This window comes from Micromonospora sp. LZ37 (assembly GCF_059359015.1).
Map to the genome: position 1 here is coordinate 188,473 of NZ_JCADBL010000012.1, position 20,333 is coordinate 208,805.

At 72.6% G+C, this 20,333-nt stretch carries 16 protein-coding genes; 5 read left to right on the plus strand and 11 right to left on the minus strand.

Annotated elements, in window-relative coordinates; genetic code table 11:
* Positions 1–19: 19 nt before the first annotated feature.
* The 11 genes from AC5L3Z_RS23620 to AC5L3Z_RS23670 all read right to left on the minus strand — a co-directional run bounded on the left by AC5L3Z_RS23620 (position 20) and on the right by AC5L3Z_RS23670 (position 12,796).
* Positions 20–1,060: a substrate-binding domain-containing protein gene (locus AC5L3Z_RS23620; RefSeq protein WP_494845100.1), complete on the minus strand. Its 1,041-nt coding sequence runs from the start codon at positions 1,058–1,060 to the stop codon at positions 20–22.
* A gap of 139 nt (positions 1,061–1,199) precedes the next feature.
* Positions 1,200–2,336: an ABC transporter permease gene (locus tag AC5L3Z_RS23625; protein WP_494845101.1), complete on the minus strand. Its 1,137-nt coding sequence runs from the start codon at positions 2,334–2,336 to the stop codon at positions 1,200–1,202.
* The gene (locus tag AC5L3Z_RS23630; RefSeq protein ID WP_494845103.1) at positions 2,333–3,922 is read right to left on the minus strand and encodes a sugar ABC transporter ATP-binding protein; all 1,590 of its coding nucleotides are present in this window, start codon (positions 3,920–3,922) and stop codon (positions 2,333–2,335) included. Before AC5L3Z_RS23630 ends, AC5L3Z_RS23625 begins: the two co-directional genes overlap by 4 nt.
* Positions 3,919–5,097: an ROK family protein gene (locus AC5L3Z_RS23635; protein ID WP_494845104.1), complete on the minus strand. Its 1,179-nt coding sequence runs from the start codon at positions 5,095–5,097 to the stop codon at positions 3,919–3,921. Before AC5L3Z_RS23635 ends, AC5L3Z_RS23630 begins: the two co-directional genes overlap by 4 nt.
* A gap of 400 nt (positions 5,098–5,497) precedes the next feature.
* Positions 5,498–6,580, minus strand: coding sequence for a YihY/virulence factor BrkB family protein (locus AC5L3Z_RS23640; RefSeq protein WP_494845105.1), 1,083 nt, complete (start codon positions 6,578–6,580; stop codon positions 5,498–5,500).
* A 343-nt stretch (positions 6,581–6,923) separates the two neighbouring features.
* Positions 6,924–7,619: an NADPH-dependent F420 reductase gene (locus AC5L3Z_RS23645; protein WP_494845107.1), complete on the minus strand. Its 696-nt coding sequence runs from the start codon at positions 7,617–7,619 to the stop codon at positions 6,924–6,926.
* A gap of 49 nt (positions 7,620–7,668) precedes the next feature.
* Positions 7,669–8,700, minus strand: coding sequence for an LLM class flavin-dependent oxidoreductase (locus AC5L3Z_RS23650; protein ID WP_494845108.1), 1,032 nt, complete (start codon positions 8,698–8,700; stop codon positions 7,669–7,671).
* Positions 8,693–9,742 (minus strand): LLM class flavin-dependent oxidoreductase, encoded by a 1,050-nt coding sequence (locus AC5L3Z_RS23655; protein WP_494845109.1) that lies wholly within the window; start codon positions 9,740–9,742, stop codon positions 8,693–8,695. Before AC5L3Z_RS23655 ends, AC5L3Z_RS23650 begins: the two co-directional genes overlap by 8 nt.
* A gap of 187 nt (positions 9,743–9,929) precedes the next feature.
* Positions 9,930–10,739 carry an ABC transporter permease gene (locus AC5L3Z_RS23660; RefSeq protein ID WP_494845111.1) on the minus strand — a complete coding sequence of 270 codons (810 nt, stop codon included), beginning with the start codon at positions 10,737–10,739 and terminating at the stop codon, positions 9,930–9,932.
* Positions 10,740–10,752: 13 nt separating this feature from the next.
* Positions 10,753–11,553, minus strand: coding sequence for an ABC transporter permease (locus tag AC5L3Z_RS23665; protein ID WP_494845161.1), 801 nt, complete (start codon positions 11,551–11,553; stop codon positions 10,753–10,755).
* Between the two features lie 313 nt (positions 11,554–11,866).
* The gene (locus AC5L3Z_RS23670; protein ID WP_334528146.1) at positions 11,867–12,796 is read right to left on the minus strand and encodes an ABC transporter ATP-binding protein; all 930 of its coding nucleotides are present in this window, start codon (positions 12,794–12,796) and stop codon (positions 11,867–11,869) included.
* A 349-nt stretch (positions 12,797–13,145) separates the two neighbouring features.
* On the opposite strand from AC5L3Z_RS23670, the gene AC5L3Z_RS23675 reads away from it, so the two are divergent.
* The 5 genes from AC5L3Z_RS23675 to AC5L3Z_RS23695 all read left to right on the plus strand — a co-directional run bounded on the left by AC5L3Z_RS23675 (position 13,146) and on the right by AC5L3Z_RS23695 (position 20,326).
* Positions 13,146–15,338 (plus strand): TRAP transporter permease, encoded by a 2,193-nt coding sequence (locus tag AC5L3Z_RS23675; protein ID WP_494845112.1) that lies wholly within the window; start codon positions 13,146–13,148, stop codon positions 15,336–15,338.
* Positions 15,335–16,354 (plus strand): TAXI family TRAP transporter solute-binding subunit, encoded by a 1,020-nt coding sequence (locus tag AC5L3Z_RS23680; protein ID WP_494845113.1) that lies wholly within the window; start codon positions 15,335–15,337, stop codon positions 16,352–16,354. Before AC5L3Z_RS23675 ends, AC5L3Z_RS23680 begins: the two co-directional genes overlap by 4 nt.
* A 65-nt stretch (positions 16,355–16,419) precedes the next feature.
* The gene (locus tag AC5L3Z_RS23685; protein WP_494845115.1) at positions 16,420–18,972 is read left to right on the plus strand and encodes a sensor histidine kinase; all 2,553 of its coding nucleotides are present in this window, start codon (positions 16,420–16,422) and stop codon (positions 18,970–18,972) included.
* A complete protein-coding gene (locus AC5L3Z_RS23690) occupies positions 18,969–19,361 on the plus strand; it encodes a roadblock/LC7 domain-containing protein (RefSeq protein ID WP_494845116.1) in 393 nt (130 codons plus the stop codon). Before AC5L3Z_RS23685 ends, AC5L3Z_RS23690 begins: the two co-directional genes overlap by 4 nt.
* Positions 19,358–20,326 (plus strand): TAXI family TRAP transporter solute-binding subunit, encoded by a 969-nt coding sequence (locus AC5L3Z_RS23695; protein WP_494845117.1) that lies wholly within the window; start codon positions 19,358–19,360, stop codon positions 20,324–20,326. Before AC5L3Z_RS23690 ends, AC5L3Z_RS23695 begins: the two co-directional genes overlap by 4 nt.
* Positions 20,327–20,333: the final 7 nt, after the last annotated feature.

Consider the following 20,333-nt stretch of genomic DNA (forward strand, 5'->3'; position numbering starts at 1 on the left):
GTGGGTCTCCCCCCGTGTGTCAGAACCCGAGCTTGAGGTAGTTGCCCGCGTTCTCCTTGGTGATCGTCTCCGAGGCGAGCACGATCTCCTTGGGCACCTGGAGTTCCACCAGGTCGGACATGCCCTTGCCCTGGCCGATCAGGCGGGCCAGGGAGATGGCCGAGGAGGCCATCGACGGGCTGTAGGTGACGGTCGCCTTCAGCACCGTGTTGTCGGCCTGGATGTCCTCCATCGCCTTCTTCGAGCCGGCGCCGCCGACCATGAAGAACTCCTTGCGGTTGGCCTGGTTGACCGCCGCGAGGACACCGATGCCCTGGTCGTCGTCGTGGTTCCAGAGCGCGTCCATCTTCGGCAGCGCCTGGAACAGGCCGGTGGCGGCCTGCTGCCCGGAGTCGGCGGTGAACTCGGCCGGCCGGCGGTTGTTCACCTTGAGGCCGTTCGCCGCGAGGGTGTCGGCGAAGCCCTTGGAGCGTTCCTGGGTCAGCTCCAGCGAGTCGATGCCGGGGATCTCGCCGATGATCGGGTTGCTGACGCCCTTGGCCTTGAGCTGGTTGATGATGTACGTGGCGGCGGCCACGCCCATGCCGTAGTTGTCGCCCTTGATCTGGAGCCGGTAGGCCCGCGCGTCGGGGAAGGCCCGGTCCAGGTTCACCACCGGGATGCCGGACTTCATCGCCTCCAGGCCGAAGGCGTTGAGCTCCTTGCCGTCGTGCGGCAGCAGCACGATCACGTCCGGCTTCTGGGAGATCAGCGTGGACAGCGCCGCGCGCTGCGCCGCCGCGTCCGCGCCGGCCTCGACCGACTTGAACTCCACGTCGGAGAACGCCCCGGCCTGGGCCTTGGCGTTGTTGGTGATGGCGGCGATCCAGCCGTGGTCGGCGGCCGGGGCGGAGAAGCCGATGACCACCTTCTTGCCCGGCTCGTTGTTGCCGCCCGCCGCGGCGGCCTTGGTCTGCGCGGCGGTGGGCGTGGACTCGTTGCTGGTGCAGCCGGCGAGCAGTACGCCGGCGCCCACGGCGGCCCCGCCGAGGAGCAGTCGGCGGCGACTGTGCTGGGTCATGACGACCTCCTGGTTTGCGGTGTGGAGGAGAAAGGGTGTGCGGGGTCCGGCCACCGTCGTGCTCGGGTGGCCCAGGTGTTTCGGTGGGTCGGGTGTTTCGGTGGGTCGGGTGCTGCGGCGGAGCGGATGCTCCGCTGGATCAGGTGGTGAGCCGGTTGCGGCCCAGGAACTGGGTGAGGCTGCCGAACTGGACCTGCTGGATCAGGACGGCCGCGACGATGATGCCGCCCTTGACCATGTTCTGGGCCTCGGTGGTGAGGCCGTTGATGGCGAAGAGGTTGGTGATGGTGGCGAAGATGACCACCCCGAGCAGGGAGCCGATGATGGTGCCCCGCCCGCCGCTGAGCAGCGTGCCGCCGATGATCGCGGCGGCGATCGCGTCCAGCTCGTAGAGGTTGGCCATCGCGGCCTGGGCCGAGTTGGCCTGGGCCGTGAGCATGATGGCGGCGATGCCGCAGCACAGGCCGGAGAGCGCGTAGAGCAGGACCGTGTGCCGTCGGACGTTGATGCCCGCCAGCCGGGCGGCCTCCGGGTTTCCGCCGACCGCCACCGTGCGGCGGCCGAAGGTGGTCCGGTTGAGCAGCACCCAACCGGCGGCGACCACGACGGCGAGGATGTAGACCAGCAGCGGGATCCCGAGCAGCTTGTTGCTGGCGATGCCGTTGATGAAGGTGTTGTCCGACACCTGCGTCTGCTTGGCGGAGATCTCCGCGGCCAGGCCGCGGGCGGCGACCAGCATGGCCAGGGTCGCGATGAACGGGACCAGCCGGCCGTAGGAGATCAGCAGCCCGTTGACCAGGCCGACCGCCAGGCCGACGGTCAGCGCGGTGAAGATCATGCCGCCGGCGCCGTAGCTCTGGGTCGCCACCGTGGTGGCCCAGACCCCGGCCAGCGCGACGATCGCCCCGACCGAGAGGTCGATGCCACCCCCGATGATCACGAAGGTCATGCCGACGGTGACCACGCCGACCACGGCCGCCAGCTTGAGGATGGTCAGGGTGTTGTCCCACACCCAGTCGGGGTTGGAGTAGAGGTCCGAGCGGGTCAGGGCGCCGATCACGATCAGCACCACCAGGACCCCGAGCAGGCCCAGGTTGCGGCGGGCGCCCTCACCCCCGTCGCCCCGCCACCAGGAGAGCCGGGCACCGGCGGGGGCTTTCTCGCCCGCCGTCGCCTGCTGGCTGGCCGCCGCCGTCTCGGCCGGGTCCACCGGCGGCGACTGCGCCGGCAGTTGCGCCGCACGCTCCGGCGTCGCGGTCGGGGTCACGTCACTCATGCCGGTGCGCCTTCCATCAGGGACCCCGCCATGACGAGGTCGAGCACGGTGTTCTCGTCGAGTTCGCCGGCGGGGGCCTCGCGGACCACCCGCCCCTCCCGCATCACCAGCACCCGGTCGGCCAGGCCGAGCACCTCGGGGACCTCGCTGGAGACCAGCAGCACCCCGACGCCGCGGGCGGCGAGGGCGCGGATCACCTGGTAGAGCTCGGCCCGGGCACCGACGTCCACGCCCCGGGTCGGCTCGTCCAGCAGCAGCAGCTTCGTGTCGCCGAGCAGCCATCGCCCGACCACCACCTTCTGCTGGTTGCCGCCGGAGAGGGTCCGGACCGGACGGCGAACGTCCCGGGGCCGCAGCTCCAGGCTCTCGGCGATGCGGTCCGCCTCGGCCCGCTCCCGGCCGGCGTCGGTGAAACCGGCCCGGGCGTACCGGCCGAAGGTGGCGAGGGTGACGTTGCGGTAGATCGGCTCGCCGAGCAGCAGCGCCTGGCTCTTGCGCTCCTCGGGGGCCATGCCCATGCCGGCCTTCACCGCCGCGCCGACGCTGCCCGCGCGCAGCGCCCGGCCGGACATCCGCACCGAGCCGGCGGTGGCCCGCCGGGCGCCGAAGATGGTCTCCAGCAGCTCCGAGCGGCCGGAGCCGACCAGCCCGGCGATGCCGACGATCTCCCCGGCCCGGACGGTGAGCGAGACGTCGGCGAACTCACCGGTGCGGGTCAACCCCTCCACCGTGAGCAGCTCCGCGCCGGGCTCGGTCTCGGCGGGACGGTCCGGGAAGACGTACTCGATGGTGCGGCCGGTCATCCGGCTGACCAGGTCGCGGGTCGGGGTCTCGCGGGCCGGCAGGTTCGCCGCGGTGGTCCGGCCGTCCTTGAGTACGGTCACCCGGTCACCGATCTCGCGGATCTCCTCCATCCGGTGCGAGATGTAGATGACCGCGATGCCCTGCGCGGTGAGCTCCCGGATGATCCGGAAGAGGTTGCCCACCTCGTCGTGGGCGAGCACCGCGCTCGGCTCGTCCATGATGATCAGTCGGGCCTCGTGCGACAGCGCGCGGGCCATGCTGACGATCTGCTTGCCGGCCGCGGGCAGGGAGCGCACCATCCGGTTCGGCGGGATCTCGGCGTGCCCCAACCGGCCGAGGATCTGCCGGGTACGCCGGGCCATGTGGCCGCGGCGGACGAAGCCGAACCGGCGGGGCTCGTGGCCGAGGAAGGCGTTCTCCGCGACGGAGAGATCCTCGACCAGGTCGAGCTCCTGGTAGATGGTGGCGATGCCGGCGCGCATGGCGGCCTGCGGGTTGGCGAAGGTGGCGGGCTGGCCGCGCCACTCGAGGAGCCCCGAGTCGGGGCGGTGCACCCCGGCGAGCACCTTGATCAGGGTCGACTTGCCGGCGCCGTTCTGCCCGAGCAGGCAGTGCACCTCACCGGCGCGTACCTCCAGCTGGACCCCGTCCAGGGCCCGTACGCCCGGGAAGGTCTTCACCACGTCGGTGAGGCGCAGGACCACCTCGCCGTCCACGGTGTCGGCGGGCGCCTCGACCAACGGAGCATCTGTCACGACGGTCTCCTCGGATCGCTGGGTCATGACGCCTCCCCGAAGGCCACGTCACTGGCGAGGACGGCGGCGCCGGCGACACCGGCGCGCGATCCCAGCTCGGACAGGACGACCGGGAGGTTGCCGGTGGCCAGCGGCAGCGACCGCCGGTAGACCACACTGCGGATCTCGGCGAGCAGGATGTGGCCGAGCTGGGCCAACCCACCACCGATCACGATCATCGACGGGTTGGTGAAGCTGACCAGACCGGCCAGCACCTGACCCACCCGTCGACCCCCGTCGCGGATCAGTTGGATGCAGGTGACGTCCCCCTCGACCGCTCCCTCGGCGACGTCCCGCGCGGTGACCACGCCCCGGGCGGCGAGCCGCTCGGCCAGCGCCGGCGAGGCGCCGGTACGGGCGGCGGCGGTGGCCTCGCGGGCCAGCGCGGCGCCGCTGAACACGGCTTCGAGGCAGCCGACGTTGCCGCAGGAGCAGACCGGCCCGTGCGCGTCGACCTGGATGTGGCCGATGTCCCCGGCGCAGCCGTCGGTGCCCCGGTAGACCTCCCCGCTGAGGTAGATCCCGCACCCTATTCCGGTGCCGATCTTGACGAAGAGGAAGTCGTCGACCGAGTGGGCGACCCCGCCGTGCCGCTCGCCGATCGCCATGATGTTGACGTCGTTGTCGACCACCGCCGGGCAGCCGTGCTCGCGGGTGAGCAGCTCGCGGACCGGGTAGCGGTCCCAGCCGGGCATGATCGGCGGTGAGACGGGCACCCCGTCGCGGAAGCTCACCGGACCGGGGACGCCGACGCCCACCCCGTCCAGCTTCTCGTACGCCCCGTCGACCCGGGCCTTGTGCAGCAGCTCGGTGACCCGGTGCAGGATGACCTTCGGCCCGGACCGGATGTCGGCGGCCTCGGCGTACGCGGCGACCGGCTCCAACCGCCCGTCGACCACCTCGACGTCGATGGAGCTGGCGCCCAGGTCGACGGCGGCGAAGCGCAGCTGCGGGTTCAGCTCGACCAGAGTGGAGCGCCGCCCGCCCCGGGACGCGGCCAGCCCCGCCTCGGCCACCAGACCCAGGCCGACCAACCGCTCCAGCTCGGCGAGCAGCCGGGGCCGGGGCATCTGCAACCGGTCGCCCAGCTCGGCCCGGGACGCCGGCCCCTCGTCGCGGAGCAGCCGCAACAGCCGCAGGTGCAGGGGGTCTGCCGTCCGCACGGGACTCACCTCCGCGATCGGGGTTCACATTGACGTGACGTCGATGTGTTGTGTCCGACACAGTAGGAGTCTTCCGTGGCACCTGTCCATAGCTTCGGCCGATCCGGTCCCAACTTTTGTCCGTTTGAACAAAAGCTAATAGTGGATCAAGGAAAGGGTCACGGACGGCGCGCCACCCGTCCCGCCCCGTACAGCGACGATCGACCGGGCTCGACGCCGGGCGGCTGCGCGGCCGTCAAGGTCGTGCTCGATCCTGGAAACAGTGGCCTCCCGGCCACGGCGATACCACTACTTCCAGGATCGAGCACGATCTTGGGGAGCACGCCCCTCGGCGGCGGGTGGTGGACATGGGACTGCCCCGCCGTCCGGGTGGACGGCGGGGCAGGGACGGCGGAGCGGGTCAGCGACGCCCGGCGGCGTTGCGCTTCTTCTTGAGCTTGCGGTCGTCGCGCAGCTCGACGTACGGCTCCTCGTCGGCCGAGTGACCGGCGGAGATCGCCCGGCTGCGCTCCAACTCGGCGTCGAACTCGGCGCCCAGCAGGATCGCGATGTTGCTCAGCCAGAGCCAGACCAGGAACACGATCACGCCGGCCAGCGCACCGTACGTCTTGTTGTAGGAGCCGAAGTTGGCGACGTAGAAGGCGAAGAGGCCGGAGATCACCAGCCAGATCACCACGGCCAGCACGCCGCCGGGGCTGACCCAGCGGAAGCCGCCGTGCCTCGCGTTCGGCGAGGCCCAGTAGAGGATGGCGAACATCAGGCTGACCAGGAGCAGCAGCACCGGCCACTTGGCGATGTTCCACACCGTCACCACGGTCGAGCCGACCCCGATCACCTCGCCGATCTGTTCGGCGAAGCCACCGGTGAAGACCACGATCACCGCGCAGGCCAGCAGCATCACGCCGACCACGGCGGTCACTCCGAGCCGGATCGGCAGGGTCTTCCAGATCGGCCGCCCCTCCGGCACGTCGTAGATGGTGTTGGAGGCGCGCATGAACGCGGCGATGTAGCCGGAGGCCGACCAGAAGGCCGCGAGCAGACCGACGATCGCGGCGACGCTGGCCAACCCACCCGAGGCGCCCGCCTGCTCGATGGCCCCTTCAATGATCTTCCGGGTGTTCTCCTCCGGCACCGCCTGGTTGACGGTGTCCTTGACCCCCTGGGTGGCGCGGTCGCCGAGCAGACCGAGCAGGGAGATCAGCACCAGCAGGCCGGGGAAGATCGAGAGCACCCCGTAGTAGGTCAGCGCCGCCGCCCAGTCGGTGAGGCTGTCGTCGCCGAACTCCTTCACGGTGCGGCGCAGGGCCGCCTTCCACCCGCTCCCCGGCAGCTCCGCCGGGCTGTCCGGCCCCTCATCCGGACCGACGGGCCGGGAGTGGCCGCCCTCGGAGCGGGAGTCGCCACCGTCGGCCTGGCCGGCGGTCGCGGTGCGGTTGTCGTCATGGTCGCGCCCGCGCCGCGCGGATGACTCGTCGGAGGCCATCGCCCCTCCCTCACATGTCGGCTGTGGTCCCCCACGACATGCCCCGACCGAAGTGACGGCTAACCACCTACTTGTCGAGCAACCTCCCCACGCGGCGGGACGCCGGCGTCACCAGGGTCGCGACGTCCGGCGGCCGGGACCGTGCGCCCGCCTCCCGCCGCGCTGTGCGGCGTGTGGGGGCATCCGGCCGCTCGGACACCCGACAGCCCGCCTCCCCCGCGCTTGGCGGCGTGTCGGGGCATCCGGCCGCTCCAACGCCCCGACACGCCAAAGCGGCCGGCCCGGCCGGCGGGTCGCGCCGGAGTCGCTCCCGCCACGCCGCGGCCGGTCGGCCGTGCCGCCTTCAGGCCCGCGCGCGGGCAATGAGCTGCCCGCGTTCCGACTGCGGGAACCGGTCGAGTCTGGCGCGGATCTCGTCGGCGTCGACGTTGGCGCCGAAGAGGTCGGTGCCCGGTTCGAGGGTGACGCCGGCCGCGAGGGGGCCGGCGACGACCGGGTCGAAGCCGAGCGCGTCGACCAGCGCGGCGACCGTGTCGAGGTCGGCGGGGTCGTCACCGGCGATCGCCAGGCCCTTACGGCCGGCTTCGCCCGCGGGACGCGCCTCGTCCTCGAGGTCGTGGTAGCCCATGTGGTTGAACGCCTTGACCACTCGGGAGGCGGGCAGGAAGGCCTGGACGGTCTCGCTGGACGACGTGCGCGGGTCGGTGAGGTCGTCGCGGATGCCGTCGACCTCCCACCAGTAGTTCATGGCGTCGACGACCAGCTTGCCGCGCAGCGCGTCCGCGGGGATGGTGCGGTACTTGCCGAGCGGAAGGGCGAGGATCACGAGGTCCGCGCGGGCCGCGGCCTCGGCGGCGGTGACCGCGACCGCTCCCGGCGTGAGTACGTCGACGGTGAGGGCGATCTTCGCGGGATCCCCGGAGCCGGCGATGAGCACCTTGTACCCGGCGGCCAGGGCGAGCCGGGCGAGGACGGTGCCCACCTTGCCGGCGCCGAGGATGCCGAGGGTCTGCGGACCCTGCTGGACGATGTCGGTCATGTCTCTCTCCGGTTCTCTCTCCGTGCCGTATGCCGCGTCGAGCGGCAGGTCAGCCGGCGAGGATGTCACGGACCATGGGGATCACCTTGGCGCCGTAGAGCTCGACGGCCCGCAGCCGGGCACTGGCCGGCTGAGCACCCGCGGCGTAGATGAGGTCGAACCGGCCGACGCCGAGGGTGCGGACCGCACGGGCGATCTTGCGGGCGACGGTCTCCGGGGAGCCGATGTAGAGGGAGCCCTGGTCGGCCTCGGCGTCGAACTCCGCACGGCGGACGGGCGGCCAGCCGCGGAGCGCACCGATCCGGTCGCGCTGGATCTTGTAGTGCGGCCAGTAGATCTCCTTGGCCTCCTCGTCGGTGTCGGCGATGAAGCCCGGGGAGTGCATGCCGACCGGGTGCGCGGTCGTGCCGAGCTGTGCGGCCGCCCGCTGGTACAGGTCGATGTAGGGAGCGAAGCGTCCGGGCTGGCCGCCGATGATGGCGAGCATGAGCGGCAGGCCGTACTGGGCGGTGCGGACGACGGACTGCGGCGAGCCACCGACGCCCACCCAGGTGGGGAGGCGCCCCGATTCGGTCTTCGGGAAGACCTCGGCGTTCCGGAGCGGGGCGCGCTTGGTGCCGCTCCAGGTGACCGGCTTCTCGTCGAGCAGCTTGGCGAAGAGCTCGATCTTCTCCTCGAACAGCACGTCGTAGTCGCTCAGGTCGTAGCCGAACAGGGGGAAGGACTCGGTGAACGAGCCACGGCCGAGGATGACCTCGGCACGGCCGTTCGACAACGCGTCCACGGTGGCGAAGCGCTGGAACACCCGAACCGGGTCGTCCGAGCTCAGCACCGTCACCCCGGAGGCGAGCTTGATTCGCGAGGTGCGGGTGGCGATGCCGGCGAGCACGGTCTCCGGGGTGGAGACGGAGTACTCGGGCCGGTGGTGCTCGCCGAGGGCGATGACGTCGACGCCGAGCTCGTCGGCCAGCACCGCCTCGTCGACGAGCTGCCGGATCGCGGCGGCGTGGGAGACGAGCGCGCCGGAGTCGTCCTGCGGGACGTCACCGAAGTTGTCGAGTCCGAACTCGAGATCAGACATGGTTGGCCTCCAGAGTGAGCAGTTCACGGACGCGCGGGGCGACCTCGCGGCCGAGCAGTTCGATCGTGCGGGTGCGCGCCGCGCGGGGCAGGCGCATGATGTCGTACTTGAGGTCGAAGCGGCTGAGTCGCAGGTCGCGCGCGACGGCGGCGATCTTCCGCGCGACCGTCTCGGGCGAGCCGACGAACAGCGCCCCGTGGTCGAGCTCGGCCTCGTAGCGTTTCCGCGTGGGTGCGTAGAAGCCCCGTTCGGCGGCGGTCCGCGCCACGACCGGTTGCCAGTACCGCCACCAGGTCTCGACGGCCTCGGAGTCGGTGTCGGCCACCATGCCGAGCGAGTGCTGCCCGATCGGCTGGGCGGGGTGCCCGAACTGCTCGAGCGCGCGGAGATAGAGGTCCACGTTCCCGGCGAACCGCTGCGGGCGCCCACCGATGATCGCGTGCATGAGGGGAAGCCCGTAGCGGGCGGCGCGGATCACGGAGTTCGGGCTACCGCCCACGCCGATCCAGGTCGGGATGCCTCCCGGCCGCATTCGGGGATGCAGCCGCTGCTCGTCCAACCGGCTGCGGACGCTGCCCGACCAGGTGACCTGATCCTCCCGCTGGAGCCGCATGAACAGGTCGAGCTTCTCCTCGAACAACCGCTGGTAGTCGGCCAGGTCGTAACCGAACAGCGGGAACGACTCGGTCGCCGAGGCGCGTCCGAGGACGAGCTGGGCGCGGCCGTTCGACACCGCGTCGAGGGTCGAGAACTCGTGGTAGAGCCGTACCGGGTCGTTCGTGCTGAGCACCGTGACGGAGGTGCCGAGCTTGATCCGCTCGGTCGCCGTCGCGATCGCCGCGAGCAGCACGGGCGTGGCGGAGTCGTTGTGGCCCTCGCGGTAGTGCTCGCCCACGCTGAACACGTCCAGGCCGACCGACTCCGCGAGTCTCGCCTCCTCGACGATCAGCCGCACGGTCTCGGCATCGGTCAGGACGCGGTCGCCGTCGGTGGCGACTTCTCCGAACGAGTTGAGTCCCAGTTCGAAGTCTCCGGTCGTCATGGTCACCTCCTGAACCGGTTCTGGTGGTGCCGGGCCCTGCGAGACCAGGCGATTGACATGTCAATTATGTGGTTAGATTGCTACGTCAAGCAAATGGGCCTGACATGACAGACGACACACCACGGCGGGCACCTCGTTGCTCCGCGCGCGGCTCAGCTCGCCACCCGACGAGTGACGGCCCGACCACCTACCTGTAGAGCAGCCTGCCCATCCGACGCGAGGCGACCAGCAGGCCGACGAGCAGCACCGCCAGCAGGTAGAGCACGTCGAGCAGCCACGACCAGCCGGCGGTGCCCACGCAGACGCCACGGATCAGGTGCACCGCCCGGTAGAGCGGGGTCACCTCGACCACCCAGCGCAGCACCGACGGGTACGCCTCGGCCGGGACGAAGGTGCCGGAGAAGAGGAAAAGGGTGAACTGGGCCGAGCCCATCAGGTCGAAGTCCTGCCAACTACGCATGAGGGTGGAAATGGTCATGCCCAGCGCCCCGAAGGCGAAGCCGACCAGGACCGCCGCCGGGAAGGCGACCAGCGCCCGTGCGGCGGTGGTCAGGTCCATCACCACCATGACCACCAGGAACGCGGCGGAGTAGGCGCTGCCCCGCAGCATCGCCCAGCCCAGCTCACCGAGGGCGATCTCGAACGGCTGCACCGGGGTGGCGATCACCCCGTCGTACAGCTTCATGTACTTCATCTTCCCGAAGAAGTTGAAGGTGGTCTCCGCCAGCGCGCCGGTCATCGCCGACGACGCGAGCATCGCCGGGGCGACGAAGGCCGCGTAGGACACCACCTCGCCGCCGGCCAGGGTGAGGTCACCGACCAGCGCGCCCACCCCGACGCCGATGGAGAGCAGGTAGAGCAGCGGCTCCACGAACCCGGAGATGAGCAGCAGCCAGTAGACCGACCGCAGGGCCGCGATGTTGCGCTCGGCCACCGAGACCGACCGTCGGGACGCGGCGGCGACGTCCACCAGCCGGGGCAGCACGAGACTCACCACGAGGGCACCCTCCCTAGACGACGAGCCGACGACGGAAGCCGCGGCGGGCCAGCAGCCAGCCGGCGAGCGCCCAGGCCGCGAGGTAGAGCAGGTGACCGGCGACCGACCACTGCGGGGCCACGCCGAGGGTGGCCGCCCGGCACAGGTCGACGCCGTGCCAGAGCGGAGTCGCGTACGCCAGCCAGCGCAGCACGAGCGGCAGCGACTCGACCGGGAAGAACACCCCGGCGAAGAGCGTCATCGGGATCACCGCGAAGCGGAACAGCATCGCCAGCCAACTGTCGCTGTCGACCACCGAGGCGTACGCGAAGGTCGGCGCCGCCACGGCCAGACCGAGCAGCGCCGCCACCGGCAGGACGGTCAGCGCCCAGGGTGATCGCAGCGCCCCGAACAGCCCCGTCACCAGCAGGAACGCGGCGATGGTGGTGACGACCCGGAACAGCACGAAGGCCAGGTGCCCGGTGAGGATGTCGGCCACCCGCAGCGGAGCGGCGCCCTGCGCGAAGTAGGTCTTGATCCACTGGAAGTTGCTGAACACCGGCCAGGTCGACTCACCGATCGCCACCTGCAACGCGGTCGAGGCGATCAGCCCGGGCACGATCCAGTCGAGGTAGCGCACGCCGCCGACACCCTGGTCGATGTAGGCGCCGACGCCGACGCCGAACCCGAGCACGGTCAGCACCGGCAGCAGGAACGACGAGAAGACCCCGGCCCGCCAGGTGCGCCGGTAGCCGGTCAGGTAGTGCGCCAGCACCGCCAGCGCCGGCACCCGGGGCAGCGGCGGACGCGCCCGGTCCCGCGCCTGCTGCGCCACGCTCACCGCGACCACCCCGTTCCGCTCCGCGCCGAACACGGCCTTCCTACCCCGGAGGTACGACAGACCGCGGTCACCCTACGGCGACCGGGCCGACCTGTCCCCCCGTTTCGCCCGGGCGCAGCGGCGCGGTGGCGACCCGTCCGGGCCGGAAGCCTCGCCACCGTCGGGCCCGCGCGACTCCGGTCAGGTCGAGGATCAGGGTCGGCGCACCGACGCAGTGCCGGTGCGCGCGCAGCGATCCTTCCGGCAGTGGTCGGCTGGTCACCGGGCGGTGAACCGCCCGCCGCCGCTGTTGTCGCCGCGCCCCCGCTCAGTCGACCAGGGTGCGGCCGGTGAGGTGCAGGAAGACGTCCTCCAGGCTGGAGCGCCGCACCAGCACGCTGACCGGCGTGAGGCCGCGCGCCTCCACCTGGGCGACCGCCACGTCGCCGTCGGGGACGTAGAGCAGCACCCGGTCGGGCAGCACCTCGACCCGCTCCCCCAGCCCGTCGAGCTTGCCGGCGAACGTCTCCTGCGACTCGGCGGCGAAGCGCAGCTCCACCACCTCGCGGGTGGCGTGCCGCTCGATCAGCTCGCGCGGTGAGCCCTCGGCGACGATGCGCCCGCCGTCCATCACCACGAGGCGGTCGCAGAGCTGCTCGGCCTCGTCCATGTAGTGGGTGGTCAGCACCAGGGTCACCCCCTGCTGCTTGAGCCGGAACAGCCGCTCCCAGACCAGGTGGCGGGCCTGCGGGTCGAGGCCCGTGGTGGGCTCGTCGAGCAGCACGATGTCGGGCTCGTTGACCAGCGCCCGGGCGATGGTCAGCCGGCGCTTCATGCCGCCGGAGAGCGGCTCGACCTTGCTGTCGGCCCGCTCGGTGAGCTGGACGAAGTCCAGCAGCTCGGCGGCGCGCTCCCGGGCCGCCCGGCGCGGGATCCCGAAGTAGCGGGCGTAGGTGGTGAGGTTCTCCCGGACGGTCAGCTCGGGGTCGAGATTGTCCAGTTGGGGGCAGACACCGAGCCGGGCCCGGATGGCGGTGCCGTCGCGTACCGGGTCCATGCCGAGGATGCGCAGCTCGCCGGCGGTGGGCGGGGAGATGCAGCCGATCATCCGCATGGTGGAGGACTTGCCGGCGCCGTTGGGGCCCAGGAAGCCGAACGCCTCGCCGGCGCGGACCTCGACGTCGATGCCGTCGACCGCGGTGAAGTCGCCGAACCGCTTCACCAGCCCGCGCGCCCGGATGAGCGATTGAGTGGTCACCGGGCGACCCTACCGGCGGCGTCCGACACCCTCGAAGCGATTTGCGGGGCCACGGTGGGCGGCGAAGTCGCCACGCAGCGTGTTTTACGCTACATTCCGTGGTTGATCCACTCCGGCGCCCTCCCACCGGCGGAGAGCCGACACAGCCGGGCGAGCACCCGCATTCCGGACAGGTCCATCTCGGACGACTACGGCCGCCGAGGAATGTCAACCATTTCGGTCGCCGCAATTGTTAAATCCGATTCAACATTCGCTTCCTCTACGTGATCGGTCGCCGTTCATCATCACTCAACGCAATCACAGTCGGCAATGTTCCATGGTGTAGACAATTCGCGTATCGTGCCCCCTCGTGTCGCCCGTTCGTTCCTCCGACGGTCCCGCTCCGCAGCCGCCTTACGCCGGCTCCGGCGCCGAGACCCTCCGTCTGGACGGCCCTGACCAGCCATTTCCGGCCGAGGCGGCGACCGCGGTCGACCACACCGGCCCGGCCCCCCAGACGCGCGAACTGGCCGCGCAATTCGAGGACGAGAAACCGGGGCGCGAACTCACCGGACCGGTCGGCCTCCTGGTCACCGGTACGACGCTGGCGATCGCGCTCCTCGCCCTGACGCAGGTCTTCCGCCCACTGCCTCAGGGCAGCAAGTACTACCTGATCGTTTTCCTGGCCGGCGTCCTGCCGATGGTCTTCCTGGCGTATCCGGCGGGCCTGCGCCCGCCCGGCCGGCCGCGACCCGCCACCGGGCCCGTCTCCACCCGACCCACCGCGGCCGACTGGACGCTGGCCGCCGCCGCCCTGACCAGTTGCCTCTACCCGGTCCTGCCGGTCACCCTCGGCGCCGGCGGCGGCGGGTACGACGCCTTCCTCGACCGGCAGGGCCTGCTCGTCGGGGTGGACGTGGCGATGGGCAGCCTGCTCCTGCTCCTGCTGCTGGAGGCGTGCCGGCGCACCACCGGCTGGATCCTGCCCGCCGTCTGCCTGCTCTTCCTCGGCTACGGCTACTACGGCGGACTGCTGCCGCAGTCCTGGCCGGTCGCCCACGCCGGGCTCGACTTCGGCCAGCTCGTCGACGCGTTCTACAACTCCGACAGCGGCTTCTACGGCACCCCGCTCGACGTCGCGGCGTCGTACATCGTGCTCTTCACCGTCTACGGCGCGGTGCTGGACCTCTCCGGGGCCGGACGGTTCTTCGTGGAGCTCTCCGCCGCCGCCTTCCGGCGCTCCCGGACGGCCGCCGGGCGGACGGCCGTCGCCTCGGGCTTCCTGCTCGGCACCGTCTCCGGCTCGGGCGCGGCCACCACCGTCAGCATCGGCGCGGTCACCTGGCCGATCCTGCGCCGCGCCGGCTACCCGGCGGAACGGGCCGGCGGGATGCTGGCCGCCGCCGGCGTCGGGGCTATCCTCTCCCCACCCACCCTCGGCGCGGCCGCCTTCATCATCGCCGAGTACCTCGGGGTCTCCTACCTCCAGGTCCTCGGCTGGGCCACCGTCCCGACGGTCCTGTACTACCTCGGCATCCTGCTCTCGGTGGAGATCGACGCCCGACGCTCCGGCGTCCGCCCGGTGGTGCTCGACACGGGTTCGCCGTGGCGGCTGCTGGCCCGCTCCGGCTACCACTTCCTCAGCCTCTTCGTGATCATCGCGCTGCTCGCGGTGGGCTTCTCCGCCACGAAGGCGGTGGTCGCGGCCACCGCGCTGGCCGCCGCGCTGTCCTTCCTGGACCGCCGGCACCGGCTCACCCCGGCCCGGTTGGTCGGCGCGCTCAGCGCCGGGGTGCGCGGCGTGCTCGCGGTCTGCGCGGTCTGCGCGGCGGCCGGCGTCATCACGGCCACCACCACGAAGACGGGGCTCGGCCCGCAGGCGGCGGCGCTGCTGGTCAGCGGGGCGGAGACGGTCAGCTCCGACCCGGCCGTGGTGCTGGCGCTCACCGCGCTGCTCGCCGCCGTCGCGCTCAGCCTGCTCGGGCTGGCCGTACCGGTCACCGCCTCCTTCGTGATCGGCTGGGTGATCATCGGTCCGGCCCTGCTGGAGCTCGGTGTCGCCGCGCCGGCCGCGGCGATGTTCGTCTTCTACTTCGCGGTGCTCTCCGAGGTCTCCCCGCCGACCGCGCTCGCCGCGGTGGCCGCCGCGGCGGTCACCGGCGGCCGGCTGGTCCCGACCATGTGGCAGGCGCTCCGGTACGCCCTGCCGGCCTACCTCATCCCGATCGCCTTCGTGGTCACCCCGGCCGGGCTCGGACTGCTCGGCATCGGCGGGCCGGAGCGGGTCGCGGTGGCCGCGGTGCTCTCCGCGCTCGGCGTGGCCGCGCTCGCCGTGGCGGCGGGTGGCTGGCTGCCCGGCGTCGGACCGGCCGGCGTACCGGAGCGGATCCTCGGCGCGCTCGCCGGGCTGAGCCTGCTCCGACTCGAACCCGTACCCGTCACCGTGGGCCTGGTGCTGGCCGTGATCGCGGTGGTGGGGGTGTGTGTACGACGCGGCGCCGCCGGTCTGACCGGCGGCCCGTGGACAGCTCCATCGACGATTCCTGGGGAGGAACGACAGTGAGACGGATCAACGTGCGGATCGCCGCGGGCGTGGGCGCGCTCGCCCTCGTCGCGGCGGGCACCGCCGGATGCGGGGGCCGTCAGGACGGCGCGGCCACCGACAACGCCGCCAACAAGGTCACCTGCGAGGTCGCCGGCAACACCCGGGTCGGCATCGCCACCGGAAACGCCACCGGCGTCTACTACGTGGTCGGCAACGCCCTCGCCAATCAACTCTCGTCCGCCACCGGCGGGAAGCTGAGCGGGACCGCGGCCGAGACCGGCGCCTCGGTGCAGAACGTCGAACAGCTCGTCGCCGGCCAGTACGACGTGGCGTTCTCGCTCTTCGACACCGCGGTCAACGCGGTGCAGGGCAAGGGCAGCTTCACCGCTCCGCAGCCGGTCGAGGCACTCGCCCGGATCTACGACAACTACACCCAGGTGGTCGTGCGGGCCGACTCGGGGATCACCTCGGTCGCCGACATGAAGGGCAAGAAGATCTCCACCGGTTCCCCGAAGTCGGGCACCGAGGTCATCGCCAACCGGCTGCTGCAAGCCGCCGGCCTCGACCCGGCCAAGGACATCCAGGCGCAGCGGCTCGACCTGGCCAAGACCGTCGAAGGGGTGAAGGACGGCAGCGTCGACGGCTTCTTCTGGTCCGGCGGGGTGCCCACCGGCGGCGTGACCGACCTCTTCACCACCGCCGGCGACAAGGTGAAGTTCATCGACGTGACGCCGCTGCTGCCGAAGATGACCGAGCTGAACCCCGCGTACCAGGCCGGCACGATCCGGGCCGACGCCTACCGGACGGCCGCCGACACCCCGACCATCGTGGTGCCGAACGTGCTGCTGGTCCGCAAGAACCTCGACGCGAACGTCGCCTGCGCGATCACCAGGACCGTCTTCGACAAGCGCGACGCCCTCGCCCAGGCCAACCCGGCGGCGAAGGGCATCGACCTGGCGAACGCCCGCAAGATCGACCCGGTGCCGCTGCACCGCGGCGCCGCCAAGGCCCTGAGCGACCTCGGCGCGAGCTGACCCCCGCGCCGGGCCCGGCCCATCCGGTCCGGGCCCGGCGCTCCCGACCACCACGGGAGACCCTCGTGCCGCTCCCCGGCCCCGCCCGCGTACGCCGGCACCACCGGCCGGCCGACCACACCGACCGGCTCTGGTCGGTCCGTACCCAACTGCTCGCGCCGATCCTGGTCGCCACGGTCGGCCTGGTGGTCCTGGGCGCCGTGCAGACCGACAGCGCGCTGGACGCCACCGCCGACGCCGACCGGGCCCGGGTGCTCGCCGGCACCGCCACCGCCACCGTGCGCCTCGTGCACGAGCTGGAACGGGAACTCGGCGAGACGGGGGCGCTGCGCCAGCGGGGCGGCTCCGCCGGCCGTCCGCTGGTGGACGCGCAGCGCCGGCGCGTGGACGCCGCCGTCGACCGGTACCGCACCGCCGGCCGGGAGGCCCGCCGCACCGCCCCGGACCTCGGGCGGGTGCTCGACGGGGCCGACGGGCAGCTCGACCGGCTCGACCCGACCCGGCGGGTGGCGCTGGACGGAACGGCCAGCGACCCGAGCTACGTGACGATGGTCGAGTCGCTGCTCGCCGTCGCCGACGCGCTCCCCGCCCAGCTGCGCGACACCGACCTGGCCAACGGGGCGCGGGAGGTGGCGGCGGTCGCCGCCCAGGAGCACCTGGCCTCGCTGGAACGCGACCTGCTCCGCGCCGTCTTCGTCCGGGGCGAGCTGGCCGGCGGGGAGCTGGTCCGGCTCGGACGGCTCCGCGGCGCCCAGGAGCAGCGCCAGGCCGAGTTCTCCCGGATCGCGGACGAGCGCGCCGCGACCACGTACGCCCGGCTGATGGCCGGCACGGACGTCGCCACCGCGCTGCGGATGCGGGACAGCGCGCTCAACGCCGAGGCCGAGCCGGCCGGGCTGAAGACGGACGGCGACGCCTGGTACGTGGCCCAGAGCGGGGCGATCCGGCGGTACAACCTGCTCGGCCGGGAACTCTCCGAGGAGCTGGACCGGCAGGCCGCCGGCCTGGCCGCCGAGGCCCGGCGGCGGGCCCTGGTCACCGGCGGGGCGACCAGCGCGGTCGCGCTGGCCTCACTGCTCGCCGCGGCGCTGCTCGCGGTGCGGACCAGCCGCCGGCTGCGCCGGCTGCGGGTCGCCGCGCTCACCATGGCCCACCGGGAGCTGCCGGAGCGGATCACCGCGATCGCGGCTGGCGCGGACCCACCGGCCGACGCGGCGGGATCCCGCCTCACCGCCGGGATGAGCGAGGGCCGGGACGAGGTCGCCCAGGTGGCGGAGGCGTTCGACACGGTGAACCGGGCCGCGCTGCGGCTCGCCGGCGAGCAGGCCGAGCTGCGGATGGACGTCACCCGGATGGCCGAGGCGCTGGCCCGGCGGATCCGCACGCTGATCACCCGGCAGCTGCGGCTGCTCGACGAGTTCGAACGCGACGAGACCGACCCGGACGCGCTGGCCCGGCTGTTCGCGCTCGACCACCTCGCCGCCCGGATGCGCCGCAACGGGGAGAACCTGCTGGTCCTCGCCGGCGGCGAACCGGGTCGCCCGTACGAGGGCGCGTACCTGGTCGCCGACGTGGTCCGGGCCGCGGCGGCGGAGATCGAGGAGTACCCCCGGGTGGAGATCGACGTACCCGACGTCGGGGTGCAGGGCGCGGCGGTGGGCAGCCTGGTCCACCTCCTGGCCGAGCTGCTGGAGAACGCCACCGTCTACTCCCCGCCGCAGACCCCCGTGCACGTGGACGGCCGACGCACCGTCGACGGGCTGACGCTGCGCGTGCACGACCAGGGGATCGGCATCGGCGAGGCCCGCCTGCGGGTCATCAACGAGCGGCTCCGCTACCCGGCGACGCTCTCCAGCGCGGCGGCCGGCAGCATGGGTCTGCACGTGGTGGCGCACCTGGCGGCCCGGCACGGGGTACGGGTGCAGCTGCACCACACCGGAGCGGGGACCGTCGCCCAGGTGGCGGTGCCGGAGTCCCTGCTGACCCGGATCGAGACGGTCTCCCGGCGGTCGGCGCCCACCCGGCGCCCGGCGCCGCCCGCCGCCGCCGCGGGCTGGTTCCCGGCCCGGGCCGGTGCGCCCCCGGCGGTCGGGCCGGCGACCCCACGGACTCCGGTGCCGGCGGCCCCACGCCCTGCCGTGCCCGCCACCGCACGCCCGCCCGTGCCGGCGGCGCCGCAGCCGGTCGGGGCGGGAACCACCGCCGGCCCGGTCGGTCCCGCCGTGCGCCGCGTCGTCGACGACACCCTCGCCGCGGTCGCCGCCGCCGCGGTGCACGAGGCGCCGACGGTCACCCTTCCGGTGGTCGGCGCGCGGAACGCGACGGCCGGGGCGCCGGCCAGCCCGACACCCGGAGCGGCGTCCCGGCCACCGGCCGCCGCGACGGCCCCGCCGGCCACCGCGCCCACGCCGGTGGCGTCGACCAAACCGGTCGGCCTGCCCCGCCGGGTCCGGGGCGGGCAGTTGCCGGCCCCGCTGCACCACGCCCCGCCGCCCCGACCGGCGGACGACCTGCTCGACCCCGAGGTGGTGCGGGCCCGGCTGTCCGCGCTCGCCGAGGGGGTGGCCACCGCGATGCGGCGCAACCAGCAGACGACATCGATTGGGAGAAGCGAATGACCTCACCCGTGACCGCCGGCCTCGACTGGCTGCTGGCCAACTTCGCCGAACAGGTACCCGACGTGTCGCACGCGGTGGCGGTCTCCGAGGACGGTCTGCGGCTGGCCGCCTCGCCCCACCTCTCCGCCGACCATGTCGACCAGCTCGCCGCGGTGATCAGCGGCCTGGCCAGCCTGACCGTCGGCGCGGCGCGGCTGATGTCCGCCGGCCGGGTACGCCAGCAGATCGTCGACATGGACGGCGGGGTGCTGCTGGTGATGGCGGTGGGCGAACGGGCGCTGCTCGGGGTGCTGGCCGCGCCCGGCTGCGACCTCGGCCAGATCGGCTACGAGACGGCGACGCTGGTCCAACGGGTGGCGGAGGCGTTGGAACCGGCGGTCCGCGCGTGACCCGGCCGGTGCGGGTGCTGTCCGCCCTGCTGGTCGCCGTGCTCGCCGCCGCCGGCTGCGGCGAGCACGGCGACCCGGCGCCGCAGCCGTGGCACGGCGGCCGGATCTTCCTGGCCACCGGCAACACCACCGGCGTGTACTACCAGCTCGGCGGCGGCTACGCCGACGTGATCAGCCGCCACCTGCCCGGGTACGAGGCGCGGGCCGAGCCGACCGGCGCCTCCGTGGAGAACGTCACCCGGTTGGCCGGTGGCGACATGGAGATCGCCTTCAGCCTCGCCGACACCGCCGCGGACGCGGTGGCCGGGCGCGGGGCGTTCACCCAGCCGCAGCCGGTGCGGGCGTTGGCCCGGGTGTACAGCAACTACACCCACGTGATCGTCCGGGCCGACGCGAAGATCACCGATTTCGCCGGGCTGCGCGGGAAGCGGGTCTCCACCGGCTCGCCGAAGTCCGGCACGGACATCATCGCCGGCCGGCTGCTCACCGCCGCCGGGATGGATCCCGACCGGGACGTGCGCCGGGCGACCCTGTCGCTGCCGGAGACGGTCAAGCGGATGCGGGCCGGCACCCTGGACGCCATGTTCTTCTCCGGCGGCCTGCCCACCCCGGGCATCGCCGACCTGATCGCCGGCGCGCCCGGGCAGTTCACGCTGCTGCCGATCGCCGACCTGATCGAACCGCTCACCGCCACGTACGGGTCGGTCTACACCACCGCCGAGCTGCCGAAGGACGCCTACGGCACGGCGGCCGGCACGCCGACGGTCACGGTGTCGAACGTGATCCTGGTCGCCGCCGACATGCCGGACCAGCTGGCGTACGACCTGACCCGGCTGCTCTTCGCGTACCAGGGCGACCTGATCGGGGTGCACCCGGAGGCGGGCAACTTCAGCCGGCAGAGCGCCTCCGGCACCGACCCGATCCCGCTGCACCCGGGAGCGGCCCGCTTCTACCAGGGCGGCTGACCGGCGA

Bases quoted from the DNA above. Each gene is read 5' to 3' on its own strand.
- AC5L3Z_RS23620 (WP_494845100.1), bottom strand. From the start codon at position 1,060: ATGACCCAGCACAGTCGCCGCCGACTGCTCCTCGGCGGGGCCGCCGTG.
- AC5L3Z_RS23625 (WP_494845101.1), bottom strand. From the start codon at position 2,336: ATGAGTGACGTGACCCCGACCGCGACGCCGGAGCGTGCGGCGCAACTG.
- AC5L3Z_RS23630 (WP_494845103.1), bottom strand. From the start codon at position 3,922: ATGACCCAGCGATCCGAGGAGACCGTCGTGACAGATGCTCCGTTGGTC.
- AC5L3Z_RS23640 (WP_494845105.1), bottom strand. From the start codon at position 6,580: ATGGCCTCCGACGAGTCATCCGCGCGGCGCGGGCGCGACCATGACGAC.
- AC5L3Z_RS23645 (WP_494845107.1), bottom strand. From the start codon at position 7,619: ATGACCGACATCGTCCAGCAGGGTCCGCAGACCCTCGGCATCCTCGGC.
- AC5L3Z_RS23650 (WP_494845108.1), bottom strand. From the start codon at position 8,700: ATGTCTGATCTCGAGTTCGGACTCGACAACTTCGGTGACGTCCCGCAG.
- AC5L3Z_RS23655 (WP_494845109.1), bottom strand. From the start codon at position 9,742: ATGACGACCGGAGACTTCGAACTGGGACTCAACTCGTTCGGAGAAGTC.
- AC5L3Z_RS23690 (WP_494845116.1), top strand. From the start codon at position 18,969: ATGACCTCACCCGTGACCGCCGGCCTCGACTGGCTGCTGGCCAACTTC.